This window comes from Agromyces bracchium (genome assembly GCF_009709675.1).
In the GTDB taxonomy this organism is placed as follows: Bacteria; Actinomycetota; Actinomycetes; order Actinomycetales; family Microbacteriaceae; genus Agromyces; species Agromyces bracchium.
On sequence record NZ_WMLB01000023.1, the window covers coordinates 157,197 to 170,329 of the forward strand.

Annotated in this window: 13 protein-coding genes; 6 read left to right on the forward strand and 7 right to left on the reverse strand. The window is 73.0% G+C overall.

Going from position 1 to position 13,133, the window contains the following annotated elements; genetic code table 11:
* Positions 1 to 72: 72 nt before the first annotated feature.
* Both GJ743_RS10255 and GJ743_RS10260 read left to right on the forward strand, forming a co-directional pair.
* Complete coding sequence (locus GJ743_RS10255) at positions 73 to 1,257, forward strand: acetyl-CoA C-acetyltransferase (protein WP_155051832.1); 1,185 nt, start codon at positions 73 to 75, stop codon at positions 1,255 to 1,257.
* Between the two features lie 73 nt (positions 1,258 to 1,330).
* Positions 1,331 to 2,611 carry a low temperature requirement protein A gene (locus GJ743_RS10260; RefSeq protein WP_230386705.1) on the forward strand — a complete coding sequence of 427 codons (1,281 nt, stop codon included), beginning with the start codon at positions 1,331 to 1,333 and terminating at the stop codon, positions 2,609 to 2,611.
* Between the two features lie 73 nt (positions 2,612 to 2,684).
* On the opposite strand, the gene GJ743_RS10265 is transcribed toward GJ743_RS10260, so the two are convergent.
* From GJ743_RS10265 to GJ743_RS10290, 6 genes are all read right to left on the reverse strand, one after another.
* Positions 2,685 to 2,975, reverse strand: coding sequence for an SHOCT domain-containing protein (locus GJ743_RS10265; RefSeq protein WP_155051833.1), 291 nt, complete (start codon positions 2,973 to 2,975; stop codon positions 2,685 to 2,687).
* Between the two features lie 158 nt (positions 2,976 to 3,133).
* A complete protein-coding gene (locus GJ743_RS10270) occupies positions 3,134 to 3,796 on the reverse strand; it encodes a response regulator transcription factor (RefSeq protein WP_155051834.1) in 663 nt (220 codons plus the stop codon).
* Positions 3,793 to 4,971, reverse strand: a complete 1,179-nt coding sequence (locus GJ743_RS10275; RefSeq protein ID WP_155051835.1) for a sensor histidine kinase — start codon at positions 4,969 to 4,971, stop codon at positions 3,793 to 3,795. The genes GJ743_RS10270 and GJ743_RS10275 overlap by 4 nt, the downstream gene beginning before the upstream one ends.
* A gap of 80 nt (positions 4,972 to 5,051) precedes the next feature.
* Positions 5,052 to 6,377: a M50 family metallopeptidase gene (locus GJ743_RS10280; RefSeq protein ID WP_328289044.1), complete on the reverse strand. Its 1,326-nt coding sequence runs from the start codon at positions 6,375 to 6,377 to the stop codon at positions 5,052 to 5,054.
* Between the two features lie 88 nt (positions 6,378 to 6,465).
* Complete coding sequence (gene dxr / locus GJ743_RS10285; protein WP_328289045.1) at positions 6,466 to 7,551, reverse strand: 1-deoxy-D-xylulose-5-phosphate reductoisomerase; 1,086 nt, start codon at positions 7,549 to 7,551, stop codon at positions 6,466 to 6,468.
* Between the two features lie 22 nt (positions 7,552 to 7,573).
* Positions 7,574 to 8,212, reverse strand: a complete 639-nt coding sequence (locus GJ743_RS10290) for a 4'-phosphopantetheinyl transferase family protein (protein ID WP_155051836.1) — start codon at positions 8,210 to 8,212, stop codon at positions 7,574 to 7,576.
* Between the two features lie 85 nt (positions 8,213 to 8,297).
* Here GJ743_RS10290 and GJ743_RS10295 point away from each other — a divergent pair, with 85 nt between their 5' ends.
* Both GJ743_RS10295 and GJ743_RS10300 read left to right on the forward strand, forming a co-directional pair.
* On the forward strand, positions 8,298 to 9,059 hold the full coding sequence (locus tag GJ743_RS10295) for a lysophospholipid acyltransferase family protein (RefSeq protein WP_376861875.1): 762 nt from the start codon (positions 8,298 to 8,300) through the stop codon (positions 9,057 to 9,059).
* A gap of 88 nt (positions 9,060 to 9,147) precedes the next feature.
* Positions 9,148 to 10,062, forward strand: a complete 915-nt coding sequence (locus GJ743_RS10300) for a hypothetical protein (protein WP_155051837.1) — start codon at positions 9,148 to 9,150, stop codon at positions 10,060 to 10,062.
* Between the two features lie 68 nt (positions 10,063 to 10,130).
* Here the strand turns inward: GJ743_RS10300 and GJ743_RS10305 are convergent, their stop codons facing one another.
* The gene (locus GJ743_RS10305; protein WP_155051838.1) at positions 10,131 to 10,610 is read right to left on the reverse strand and encodes an OsmC family protein; all 480 of its coding nucleotides are present in this window, start codon (positions 10,608 to 10,610) and stop codon (positions 10,131 to 10,133) included.
* Positions 10,611 to 10,713: 103 nt separating this feature from the next.
* Between GJ743_RS10305 and gabT the strand changes: the two genes are divergently transcribed.
* Together gabT and GJ743_RS10315 are read left to right on the forward strand one after the other, a co-directional pair.
* A complete protein-coding gene (gabT, locus tag GJ743_RS10310; RefSeq protein ID WP_155051839.1) occupies positions 10,714 to 12,099 on the forward strand; it encodes a 4-aminobutyrate--2-oxoglutarate transaminase in 1,386 nt (461 codons plus the stop codon).
* A 3-nt stretch (positions 12,100 to 12,102) separates the two neighbouring features.
* Complete coding sequence (locus tag GJ743_RS10315; RefSeq protein ID WP_328289046.1) at positions 12,103 to 13,092, forward strand: asparaginase; 990 nt, start codon at positions 12,103 to 12,105, stop codon at positions 13,090 to 13,092.
* The last annotated feature ends 41 nt before the right edge of the window (positions 13,093 to 13,133 follow it).

Genomic DNA, 13,133 nt, shown 5'->3' on the forward strand with positions numbered 1-13,133 from the left:
GCGCACGACGCGCAACCCGGATCGGTGCGCCCACCCCGTGCACCCCCATCGAGACGAAGGAGTCCCACCGTCATGAGCTTCCCCGACGTCGTCATCGTCGCCGGCGCCCGCACGCCGTTCGGCCGCATCGCCGGCAACCTCGGCAGCCGAACCGCCGTCGAACTCGGCACCGTCGCCATCCGCGGCGCCCTCGAGAAGGCCGGGGTCTCCCCCGACGACGTCGACGCCGTGATCATGGGCCAGGTGCTGCAGGCCGGCGCCGGCCAGAACCCCGCCAAGCAGTCGGCGGTCGCCGCCGGCATCCCGTGGCGCGTCCCCGCCGTCACACTCAACAAGGTCTGCCTGTCGGGCCTCGTCGCGATCGCCGACGCGGCGCGCCTGATCCGCCTGGGCGAAGCCGAGGTCGTCGTCGCCGGCGGCCAGGAGTCCATGACCAACGCGCCGCACGTCCTGCCCGGAAGCCGCAAAGGACACCTCTACGGCAGCGTCGAACTGCTCGACGTCACCGCGCACGATGGGCTCACCGACGCGTTCGACCACGAATCGATGGGCGCGTCGACCGAGCGGTTCAACGCGCGGTACGGCCTCGGCCGCCCCGAACAGGACGGGATCGCGGCGGCCTCGCACGTGCGGGCCGGCACGGCGCAGGCCGAGGGCGTGTTCGACGACGAGATCGTCCCCGTCGAGATCCCGCAGCGCAAGGGCGACACGGTCGTCGTCGCGACCGACGAGGGCGTGCGCCCCGACTCGACGCCCGAGACCCTCGCGAAGCTCCGTCCGGCCTTCGCCGAGGGCGGTGCGATCACCGCGGGCAACTCCTCGCCGATCTCCGACGGCGCCGCGGCCGTCGTCGTCGCGAGCCGCGCCTGGGCCGAGGAGCGCGGCCTGCCGTGGCTCGCGCTCGTCGGGGCGTCCGGCCAGGTCGCCGGGCCTGACAACTCGCTGCACTCGCAGCCCTCGAACGCGATCGCGGCGGCCCTCGACCGCGAGGGCTGGACGGCGGGCGACCTCGACCTCGTCGAGATCAACGAGGCGTTCGCGGCGGTGTCGCTGCAGTCGATGAAGGACCTTTCACTCGACCCCGAGAAGGTCAACATCCACGGCGGCGCGATCGCGCTCGGCCATCCCATCGGCGCCTCCGGCGCCCGTCTCGCGCTGCACGCCGCCCGAGAGCTCGCGCAGCGAGGCGGCGGCAAGGCGGCCGTCGCGCTGTGCGGCGGCGGCGGCCAGGGCGAGGCCCTGCTGCTCTCGCGCTGACCCGCGTCAGCGGGGGCCCGTGCTGTGGTGGAATGATCCCCACGGCACGGGCCCGTCCGACGAGGAGGCGCAGATGAGCGAGACGACGACGGATGCCGCGGGGCGCGACGCGCACCGACCGACGGGTCTCGACCACCGGCTCCGCCGGATGACCGGGCGCAACCCGGACGAGCCGCACCGCTCGGCCACGCCGCTCGAGCTCTTCTTCGACCTCGTCTTCGTCGCGGCGTTCAGCGCGGCGGGGAGCCAGACCGCGCACCTGCTCGAGCTCGGCCATTTCGCCGCGGCGACGGCGGGCTTCGTGTTCGCGGTCTTCGCGATCGCCTGGGCGTGGATCAACTTCACCTGGCTGGCGTCGGCCTACGACAACGACGACATCTTCTTCCGCATCGCGACGATGGTCGTGATGGTCGGCGTCATCGTGCTCGCGCTCGGGCTGCCGCAGGCCTTCCACTCGATCGACGAGGGCGGCGAGCTCGAGAACGGCGTGGTCGTGATCGGGTACGTGATCATGCGCGTGGCGGTCGTGGCGCTCTGGATCCGCGCGGCACGGCACGACCCGGCGCACCGCCGCACCGCGCTCGCCTACATCGTGCTCGTCTCGACGGCGCAGGCGGGATGGATCCTCCTGCTCGTCGCGAACCCGCCGCTCTCGACCGTGTTCATCGTCTGGATCGCGCTCGTCCTCTACGAGATGGCGGGCCCGATCATCGCGGAACGGGTCGGCGGCCGAACCCCGTGGCATCCGCACCACGTCGCCGAGCGGTACGGCCTGCTCGTCATCATCACGCTCGGCGAGATCGTGCTCGGCACCATCCTCGCCATCAGCGCCGTCGTCGAGGAGCAGGGCTGGGACGTCGAGGCTGTACTCGTCACCGTCGGCGGCACCATGCTCGCGTTCGGGCTCTGGTGGGTGTACTTCATCATGCCGTCGGGCGCCGTGCTCGCGCGGCACCGCGAGCGCGGGTTCGTCTGGGGCTACGGGCACCTCGCCATCTTCGGCTCGCTCGCAGCGACCGGCGCCGGCCTGCACGTCGCCGCGTACGTGATCGAGGGCACGGCCCACATCGACGACACGACGGCGCTGCTCACGGTCGTGGTCCCGGTGGCGGCCTACTCGACCGCGCTGTTCACGATCTACTCCGCGCTGCTCCGGGAGTTCGACCCGTTCCACATCCTGCTCTACGTCGGCAGCATCCTCCCGCTCGTCGCCGCGGTCATGGCGGTCGCCGCGGGCGCGAGCATCGGGACCGGCATCGTGATCACGTCGCTCTCGCCCATCGTCGTGATCGTCGGATACGAGACCATCGGCCACCGGCACCAGGCCGCGGCGCTCGAGCGCTCACTGGCCTGACATCGGTCCGGCCTCGGTGCGAGGCGAACGGATGCCGCGGCGCGGGCCGCGGCATCCGTCTTCGCCCGGCGGGTCAGCCGTTCGGCCGGTTCGCGCGGAGCACCTCGAGCCGCGCGCGGTACTCGTTCTCGTCGATGTCGCCCTGTGCGAACCGCTCGGCGAGCGTCGACTCGGCCGAGGCGGAGCGCGCCCACGGCGGGCCGTCGGCGCCGCCCCACGCGCGCCGGCGACGCGTGACGAGGAACACCACGAGGCCGATGACGAGGATCCAGAGGATCGGGACGAACAGGAACGCCCAGCCGAAGCCGGCGCCCCACGGGCCGGCGTGGGCGACCGCGGACGCGGCGGCGAGGGTGGTGAGCATGACGGGACTCCTTGATCGTGCGGCCCCGGAACAAGCCGTCGCAGCAAGCCTCGCCGCGGGCGATCGACGGCGCATCCGCCGCCGGGCGGCACTCCGCCTACTCCCGCGGGAGGAACCCGGTCGGAGCTACGGCGGTCAGCGCCATCCGCTCGCGACCGTCACTGCCAGCCCGGCGCGACGAGCCCCGACTCGTAGGCGGTCACGACGAGCTGGACCCGATCGCGGGCGTGCAGCTTCGACATGATCCGCGAGACGTGCGTCTTCGCCGTGAGCGGGCTGAGCACGAGCCGCCCGGCGATCTCGTCGTTCGTCAGCCCCTGCCCGACGAGCCGCAGGACCTCGCGTTCGCGCTCGGTGAGCGCGGCGAGCGCGGCGGCGTCGGGCGCATCGCGAAGCCCCACCGACATCCGCTCGAGGAGGCGCCGGGTCACGCCGGGCGAGAGCAGTGCCTCACCCGCGGCGACCACGCGGACCGCGCGGATGAGGTCGACCGGTTCGGTGTCCTTGACGAGGAATCCGCTCGCCCCCGCCCTGACGGCACGGGCGACGTACTCGTCGAGCTCGAACGTCGTCACGACGACGACGTGCACGCCCGCGAGCGCCGGGTCGGCGGCGATCCGCTCGGTCGCCCAGAGGCCGTCGCCGCCCGGCATCCGGATGTCCATGAGCACGACGTCGACCGGCTCCGTTCGCAGGAGCGCGAGCAACGCCTCCCCCGTCGAGGCCTCACCCACGACCGAGATGTCGGACTCGGCCTCGAGCAGGGCCCGGAACCCCGCACGCACGAGCACCTGATCGTCGGCGAGCGCGACCCGGATCATGCCCCGGCTCCCCACGGCAGCCGCGCCGTGACGCGGGTCCCGCCCCGCGGCGAACGTTCGACGGCGACCGTGCCGCCGAGCAGCGCCGCGCGCTCGCGCATGCCGAGGATGCCGCCGCCCTCGATCTCGCCCTGGACGCCACGACCATCGTCGTCGACCGTCAGGAGCAGGTCGTCGCCCAGCCGCTCGACCACGACGACCGCCCGCGACGCCCCCGCGTGCCGTACGACGTTGGTGAGCGCCTCCTGCGCGATCCGGTAGGCCGCGAACTGCACGGCACGGGGCGGTGCCGAATCGAGCCGGTCGACGAGTTCGGCCTCGAAGCCGGGCGCGGCGACCCCGGCCACCAGCACCGGCAGGTCGGCGAGCTCGGCCTGCGGCGCGAGCGGCGCCGCAGCATCGTCGACGCCCTCGGACCGGATGACGCCGAGCACGGTGCGCACCTCCTCGAGTGCGGTCTTCGAGGTCGTCTTCACGTGCTCGAGCGCGCTCCGCGCCTGGTCGGGGTCGCGGTCCATCAGGTGCAGGCCGACGCTCGCCTGGACGTTGATCTGCGAGAGCGCGTGCCCGATGACGTCATGCAGTTCACGGGCGATCCGCATCCGCTCCTGCTCCTCGGCGGTCCGCCGTCGCTGCGCCAGGTCGGCGCGGTACGCCCGCGCACGCTCGCGCCGCACGCGTACGAAGGTCCCGATGCCGAAGCACGCGGCGAGGAGCGCGGTCGTCGCCGCGATGCGGAGCGGATGCCACGTCGGCCCGAGGCTCGCCGCCAGGACGATCGCGGCGACCCAGCCGGTGACGACAGACACCACCGCCCAGCCCAGCGCGCCCCGCGCGACGGCGAGGATGATCGCGAACGCGAGGGCCACGTAGGGCGGCCCGACGTCGGGCGGCAGGAGCAGGTCGGCGAGCGCGAGAGCCGTGACGGCCGCGACGGTCGGGCCGGGCGCGCGGCGGGCCGCGAGGAGCGCCAGCGGTCCCGCGAGGGCGAGCCCCACCGAGAGGACCTCGACGCTCAGCGGCAGCCGCATCCACACCGCGATCGCGATCGCCGCCGGCACCTGGACGATCGCGCTGACGACCACGGGGGCGAGGAGCACCGCGGTCGGCGAGGGCCGGAATCGCTCGGGTCGGCCACCCCACGGGGCGGCGCCGTCCCAGGTCGGCGCGGGCATCTCCCGATCGTATCCCCAGGGGTGTCGGGCGGGATCGGCCGGAGGATGCGCCCGCGCCTACTCCCCCGGGAGTACGCGCATCAGAGCACGCTGATGGGCTTCACGATGTCGGCGTAGATGAGCAGCGCGCTCATGCCGCCGAGGATGATCACCATCGCGAACGTGAGCGGCATGAGCTTGGCGAGGTCGACCGGACCGGGATCGGGTCGGTTCCGCAGCTTCGCCCAGCCACGGCGGATCGCCTCCCAGAGGGCGCCCGCGATGTGGCCGCCGTCGAGCGGGAGGAGCGGGATCAGGTTGAAGACGAAGAGGGCGACGTTGAGCGAGGCGAGGATGCCGACGAGGCCCGCCGCGCGCGAGGCGATCGGCACCTCGTCGAGGCTCGCGATCTCGCCCGCGACGCGGCCGACGCCGACGACCGAGATCGGCCCGTTCGGGTCGCGCTCCTCCGGCCCGAACGCCGCGTTCGCGACATCCACCAGCCGTTGCGGGAGGTTCACGATGATGCCGGCGACCGCCTGCACGTTCTCGCCGACCATCGGCAGCACGGCCGTGACGGGCTGGCGCACGGTCTCCGTCGCGGGCCCGATACCCACGAAGCCGACCTCGTCGGTGAGCGGCTCGCCGTCGGACCCGGTGACCACCTGCCCCTGCGCGTCGACGACGTACCGTTCGCTGAGCAGCGGCGTGACCGCGAGCGTGACCTCCGCGCCGTCGCGGAGGACCACGACCGAGATCTCGTCGCCCGGGTGCTCCCGGATGATCGCCGTGGACTCGTTCCACGAGTCGATCGGCTCGCCCTCGATGGCGACGATCGTGTCGCCGGGCCGGATGCCCGCCTCGGCGCCCGGCGCCGCCGGATCGCCCGACTCGCAGGTCTGGCGCTCACTCGTCGCGGGCAGCGCGCACTCGGAGACCGACCCGATCGTCGTCGACGGCTGCGCGACGCCGAAGCCCATGAGGAGCACGCCGAAGAGCACGATCGCGAGCACGAGGTTCATGAACGGCCCGCCGAACATGACGATGATCCGCTTCCAGACCGGCAGTCGGTAGAAGGCGCGGTGCTCGTCGCCGGGCGTGATCGACTCGGCGCTCGAGTCGCGGGCGTCCTGCACGAGCGAGCGGAAGAAGCCCGTGCTGTCCTCCTTGGCGTGGCCGTCCTTGCCGGGCGGGAACATGCCGATCATCGCGATGTAGCCGCCGAGCGGGATCGCCTTGACCCCGTACTCGGTCTCGCCCTTCCGGCGGGACCAGATCGTGGGGCCGAAGCCGATCATGTACTGCGTCACCTTGACTCCGAAGAGCTTCGCGGGCACGAGGTGCCCGATCTCGTGCAGGCCGATCGAGACGGCGAGGCCGACGACGATGATGGCGACGCCGATCACGAACAGGAGCACGGATTCCACCCCGTCATCGTAGGGGCGATCCCTTGGCGCGCGCTGTCCGCCGACTGTGAACGGATGCCGCGGGGCGACCTCCGTCGTCGGGCCCCGCCTACGCCCGCGCGATGCGCAGGTCGGCCGCGCGCCGCGCGACCCGCTCCGCCTCGGCGAGCGAGTCGACCGTGAGCACGCCCGACGGCGACTCGTGCGCGTCGACGACGGCCTTCACCGTGTCGACGATCTCGGTGAACCCGATGCGGCCCGCGTGGAAGGCCGCAACGGCCTGTTCGTTCGCGGCGTTGAACACGGCCGGGTACTCGCCGCCGGCACGGCCGACCTGCTTCGCGAGCTTCACGGCGGGGAACGCCGCCTCGTCGAGCGGCTCGAAGCTCCACTGCTGTGCGCTCGTCCAGTCGAGCGGCTTCCCGGCCGCACCCACCCGGTTCGGCCAGTCGAGTCCGAGCGAGATGGGCAGGCGCATGTCGGGCGGCGACGCCTGGGCGATCGTCGAGCCGTCCACGAACTCGACCATGGAGTGCACGATCGACTGCGGGTGCACGACGACCTCGATGCGGTCGTAGTCGACGGCGAAGAGCAGGTGCGCCTCGATCACCTCGAGGCCCTTGTTCACGAGGGTCGCGGAGTTCGTGGTGACCACGAGTCCCATGTCCCAGGTGGGGTGCGCGAGCGCTTCGGCCGGTGTGACGTCGACGAGCTCCTCGCGCCGGCGGCCTCGGAACGGCCCGCCCGACGCGGTGAGCACGAGCCGGCGGACCTCGTCGTGCGTGCCCGAGCGCAGGGCCTGCGCGATCGCGGAGTGCTCCGAGTCGACCGGCACGATCTGCCCGGGGGCCGCAAGTCGGGTGACGAGGTCGCCGCCGACGATGAGCGACTCCTTGTTGGCCAGCGCGAGGGTCATGCCGCGCTCGAGCGTCGCGAGCGTCGGCCCGAGCCCGACCGATCCCGTGATGCCGTTCAGCACGACGTCGGCGTCGACGCTCCGCACGAGCTGCACGGCCTCGTCGATGCCGACGGCGGTGTTCTCGACGCCGAACTCCTCCGCCTGCCGCTCGAGTTCGGCGCGGTTCGACCCGACGGCGAGGCCGACCACGTCGAAGCGGCGCGGGTTCGCACGGATGACGTCGAGCGCCTGCGTGCCGATGGAACCGGTGGACCCGAGGATGATGACGCTGCGCACAGGGCCACTCTAGGCCGCGCGCTCAGCGGCGCGGGAGCAGGGCGACGGATGCCGCGACGCGACCAGGCACGGCGACATCCGTGATCCGCACGTCCTCCCAGCGCGACCCGAGCTCGGGCACGCTCCTCGAGATGCGGGCGTCGCCGTGGTCGTCGCCGGGCATCGTCACCGCGATCCGCGAGGGTTCGACGACCTCGAGGTGCCCGACGGCTCGGAGCAGCGCCGACTTGCGCGCCCACAGCTGGGCGCGCACGAGCGCGCGGGCGGACGCATCGAGTTCCGCCAAACGCTCGCGCTCCTCGGGGTGAAGCGCCGCGGCGTCCAGGATCGGCGCGCCGTCGGCCGCCGCCTCGACGCCGACCCCGACCGGATGCCGCGTGCCGACCGCCGCGACGACCACCCCGGCGACCGTCGCCGCGTCGGCGAACCAGGGACCGCCGGAGGGCGTCGTGGGATATCGGACCACCGGGCTGCCGTGCCGTACGCCGCACACCGGGCAGGCGTGGTCGAGCTCGACGTCGTCGGCCGGCACGCCGGCCGACGCGGCGAGGTGCGCCCGGAGGACCGAATCGACCCCGGCGCCGCGTCGGCCGAGTGCGGCGACCAGCACGCGAACGCCCGACTCCCCGAGTTCGACGACGTCGGCCGATGCGGTGTCCATCAGCCCATGATGGCGCACGCGCACGCCGCTGCCGACCCCCACCAATATTCCGGGGCTCGCATACGGCCTGACGTAGCGTCGGAGGGTGAGTGAGATCGAGGCCGACGCCGTCCCGTCCCCGCCGTCGAAGCCCGGGCCCGTCTACGGCCTCGTGCGCGGCGTCCTCCGTCCGCTCGTCCGGCTCATCTTCCGGCCGACGATCACCGGCGCCGAGAACGTGCCCCGGTCCGGCCCCGTCATCCTCGCCTCGAACCACTTGTCGTTCGTCGACAGCATCGTGATCCCCCTCGCGGCGCCGCGACCCGTGCAGTTCCTCGCCAAGTCGCACTACTTCACCGGCAAAGGCCTGAAGGGCTGGGCGTCGCGGACGTTCTTCACCGCGATCGGCGCAGTGAGCGTCGAACGCGGCGCCGGCGCCCAGGCGCAGGCCGCGCTCGACCAGGGCCGGCGCATCCTCGACTCGGGAAGCGCCTTCGCCCTCTACCCCGAGGGCACGCGCTCGCTCGACGGACGCCTCTACCGCGGACGGACCGGCATCGCCTGGCTCGCCCTCACGACGGGCGCCGCCGTCGTGCCCGTCGGCCTCATCGGCACCCAGGAGATCCAGCCCGTCGGCTCGTCCATGCCGCGGGTGCGCCCCGTGACCGTTCGATTCGGCGAGCCGATCGACCTCAGCCGGCACGGTGCCGCGACCTCGGGCCGCGCCCGCCGGGCCGCGACCGACGAGATCATGGCCGCGATCCACGCCCTCACCGGGCAGGAACTCGCGAACGCCTACAACGAGGCGCCGCCGCAGGGCGCGCTGGCGAAGATCGCCGACCGCGTCGCCCCGCGCGAGCGCGTGTAGCGGCACGCCACGTCCCGCGTCGCGCGACCCGCCGGGATCGGTGGAGGTTCCCAGCGACCGGGCGGTCCGCACCGGTATCGTCGGCCCGATGAGGACTCGCTCTCGTGCGTGGATCGCCGCGGTCGCGGCATCCGTCGCCCTGCTGCTGGCCGGCTGCGTGCCGACCCCGGGGATCGAGCGCGACCCGACCTCCGCCGACCGGCGCATCCCCTCGACCGACCGGTTCGACCCGGGCTTCATCGTGAGCGACGACGCGTTCTACGACTCGGCCGCGATGACCGAACGCGACGTCCAGGCGTTCCTCGAGTCGCGCGACTGCCGGCCCACCGACGACGTGCCGTGCCTCGCGGAGTACACCGAGGACGTCGAGGCCGTCCCCACGGCCGGCCCCCGCCACTGCACCGCCGTCCCGGGCGGCGAGGCGGTGCCAGCGAGCCGCATCATCGCCGAGGTCGCCGCCGCCTGCGGGATCAGCCCGCGAACCCTCCTCGTCCTGCTGCAGAAGGAGCAGTCGCTGCTCACGCGCCCGAGCGCGCGCGGCTACGAACGCGCGACGGGGTACGGCTGCCCCGACACCGCCGACTGCGACGCACGGTACTTCGGGTTCTTCAACCAGGTGTACCGTGCGGCCTGGCAGTTCCGGCAGTACACCGTCGAACCCGTGCGGCAGTTCCGCATCGGCGCCATCGACGTCGGCTTCCACCCCGACGCGGCGTGCGGCGCCTCGACCGTGCGGATCCGCAACCAGGCGACGGCGAACCTCTACAACTACACGCCCTACCAGCCGAACGACGCCGTGCTCGCCGACCCGTCGGGCGGCGACGACTGCTCCGCGTACGGCAACCTGAACTTCTGGCGCATCTGGAACCGCTGGTTCGGCGATCCCCACGACGAGCGGCTGCCTCCGTACTTCCCGCCCTGCTCGCGACTCGTCGGCGGCTACCCGTGCCCGGCGCCCGCACCCCCCGGGTCGGGACTCGCGCCGACCACGGTCCTGCCCTGAGCCCGGCCGACCGCACCCGGTCGCTCGCGCGGCCGGACGCTCGCTGCCCGGCCGCTCGCCCGCCGTCGTCAGTCGCCGCGGACGAGCGTGATCGGCTCGTGCCGGACCGGGAACGCGACGGATGCCGCGATGAAGCACTTCTCGGATGCCTCGTGGTGCAGCGAGTCGGCGAGCTCGCGCATCGCGGGATCGGCGACCGTGACCCGCGGACGGAGGACCGCCTCCTGCAGCCGCCCGCCGCCGCGGCCGTCCTCGCGCAGGGTCGCGGTCGCGGCATCCGTGTAGCCGACCACGACGACCCCGTGGTTCACGGCGACGTGCAGGTAGGAGAGCATGTGGCACTCGCTGAGGGCTGCGAGCACGAGCTCCTCCGGATTCCAGCGGTCGCGGTCGCCGTGGAAGGCGCGGTCGCTCGAGCCCGCGATCTCGTGGAGCTTGCCCGCGGCGCGCACCGCATGCTGCCGGCCGTAGGACCGGTACGAGGCCGTGCCCTCGCCGCGGTCGCCCTGCCACTCGACCTCGATCGCATAGTGGTGCTCCCCGAGCATGTCGCTCCCTCCCGTTCGGCGTGAACGGAACGCTCCGCCGTCGTCGATCCTGCACCCGGCCACCGACCTCGCTCGGCGGCCCCGGGGTTAAGCTGGTCCGATCATGACTGACACCTGGATCCCCGTCGAATCCGTGCCCGCCGAATCGGCCGAATCGGCCGCCGTGCCGCAGGAGCGACGGATCGTCACCGCCGTCCCCGGCCCCCGCTCGCAGGAGCTCCAGGCGCGCCGCACCGCCGTCGTGTCCGCGGGCGTGTCGAGCGTGCTCCCCGTCTACATCGAGCGCGCGCATGGCGCCGTCCTCGAAGACGTCGACGGCAATCGGTTCCTCGACTTCGGAGCCGGCATCGGCGTGACCACGGTGGGCCACACGCCCGCCCGTGTCGTCGAGGCCGCCACCGCGCAGTCGCGCGACGTGCTGCACACGCTCTTCACCATCACGCCGTACGAGGAGTACGTCCGCGTGGCCGAACTGCTCGCCGCGCACACGCCCGGCGACTTCGCCAAGAAGTCGGTGCTCGTCAACTCCGGCGCCGAGGCGGTCGAGAACGGCGTGAAGATCGCGCGCAAGCACACCGGTCGGCGCGGGGTCGCCGTGCTCGACCACGCGTACCACGGCCGCACGAACCTGACGATGGCCATGAACTACAAGGCCATGCCGTACGGCACCGGTTTCGGCCCGTTCGCGGGCGACGTGTACCACGCCCCGAGCTCCTACCCCTACCGCGACGGCCTGTCCGGCGCGGAGGCGGCGGCGCGCACGATCGGCTACCTCGACAAGGTCGTCGGCGCAGCCGATCTCGCGTGCCTCGTCGTCGAGCCCATCCAGGGCGAGGGCGGCTTCATGGTGTACGCCGACGGCTTCCTCCCGGCGCTGCAGGACTGGTGCACCGCGAACGGCGTCGTCATGATCGCCGACGAGATCCAGTCCGGGATGGCGCGCACCGGCGCGTACTACGCGTCGGAGCACTTCGGGTGGACCCCCGACCTCGTCCTGACGGCCAAGGGCATCGCCGCGGGCTTCCCGCTCGCCGCCGTCACCGGCCGTGCCGAGATCATGGACGCCTCGCACCCCGGCGGCCTGGGCGGCACCTTCGGCGGGAACCCCGTCGCGTGCGCAGCCGCCATCGCGGTGTTCGAGACCATCGAGGAGGAGGGCCTCCTCGCCGAGGCGCGCCGCATCGAGGCGACCCTCACCGCCGGCCTCGAGCGCCTGCGCGAGAAGTACGACATCATCGGCGACATCCGCGGCCGCGGCGCGATGATCGCGATCGAGCTCGTCGGGTCCGGGACCGCGGAGACCTCGAAGACGCCGAACGCGGCGGCGGTGTCGGCGATCGTCGCGTACGCCGCGCAGCAGGGCGTGCTGTTCCTGAGCGCCGGCACCTGGGGCAACGTGCTGCGGTTCCTCCCGAGCCTGCGCATGACCGACGAGCTCATCGAGGATGCGCTCGGCGTGCTCGACGACGCCTTCGCGTCCGTCGCCTGACCCGTGGGCGAGACCTTCGCGGCCTCGGCCGCCGCACAGCTGGCCGTCGCCGAACGCGGCGGATTCGTGGAGTCGCGCCACGTCGGCTCCGCCGTCGTGCTCGGGCCCGACGGCGAGGTCGTGCGCGACCTCGGCGACACGAGCGCTCCGGTGCTCCCCCGCTCCAGCATGAAACCGTTCCAGGCGCTCGCCGTGATGACCTCCGGCGTGACGCTCCGCGGTGAGGACGCGGCGATCGCGACGGCGAGCCACAGCGGGACCCCCCAGCACGTCGCACTCGTACGCGGCCTGCTCGCGCGCGTCGCGTTGCCCGCGTCGGCGCTGCGCTGCCCGGCCGAGTTCCCGACCGACCGCGCGTCCCGCGACGAGCTCGTCCGGGGCGGCTTGCGCCCCGAGCCCGTCACGATGAACTGCTCGGGCAAGCACGCGGCGATGCTCCTCGCGTGCCACGCCAACGGCTGGCCGATCGAGGACTACCTCGACCTCGACCATCCGCTGCAGAAGCGCATCCTCGACGTGTTCGAGCGCCTCACCGGCGAGCGACCGGCGGCGAGCGTCATCGACGGCTGCGGCGCACCGGTCCACGCGGTCGGTCTCACCGCACTCGCACGAGGCGTCCAGAAGATCGCGTCCTCGTCGACGTCGTCGCCCTTCGCGCTCTTCCGCGAGGGGGCCGCGCTCACCGAGGGCGTTCGCGCGAACGGCTGGGCGATCGCCGGGCCCGGACGACCCGACACCGTCGCGATCGACCGGCTCGGGGTGTTCTCGAAGTTCGGCGCCGAGGGCGTCCAGGTGATGACCGCCGCCGACGGCACGACGGTTGCGCTCAAGATGCTCGACGGCTCGCCGCGGGCGTCCGCGATCGTCGCGGCACGTCTCCTCGTCGGAGCGGGTGCGCTCGAAACATCCGCGGTGGACTCGCTCGAACCCGAGCTCGGCCTCGACGTGCTCGGCGGCGGACGTGTCGTCGGCCGCATCCGCGCCACGGTCTAGGAGGCGACCGCTGCGGGAGCGACGCCGCGGGAGCGGCGCCG

Coding starts and splice junctions, on each gene's coding strand:
- GJ743_RS10255 (WP_155051832.1), top strand. CDS start 73: ATGAGCTTCCCCGACGTCGTCATCGTCGCCGGCGCCCGCACGCCGTTC.
- GJ743_RS10260 (WP_230386705.1), top strand. CDS start 1,331: ATGAGCGAGACGACGACGGATGCCGCGGGGCGCGACGCGCACCGACCG.
- GJ743_RS10265 (WP_155051833.1), bottom strand. CDS start 2,975: ATGCTCACCACCCTCGCCGCCGCGTCCGCGGTCGCCCACGCCGGCCCG.
- GJ743_RS10270 (WP_155051834.1), bottom strand. CDS start 3,796: ATGATCCGGGTCGCGCTCGCCGACGATCAGGTGCTCGTGCGTGCGGGG.
- GJ743_RS10275 (WP_155051835.1), bottom strand. CDS start 4,971: ATGCCCGCGCCGACCTGGGACGGCGCCGCCCCGTGGGGTGGCCGACCC.
- GJ743_RS10290 (WP_155051836.1), bottom strand. CDS start 8,212: ATGGACACCGCATCGGCCGACGTCGTCGAACTCGGGGAGTCGGGCGTT.
- GJ743_RS10300 (WP_155051837.1), top strand. CDS start 9,148: ATGAGGACTCGCTCTCGTGCGTGGATCGCCGCGGTCGCGGCATCCGTC.
- GJ743_RS10305 (WP_155051838.1), bottom strand. CDS start 10,610: ATGCTCGGGGAGCACCACTATGCGATCGAGGTCGAGTGGCAGGGCGAC.
- gabT (WP_155051839.1), top strand. CDS start 10,714: ATGACTGACACCTGGATCCCCGTCGAATCCGTGCCCGCCGAATCGGCC.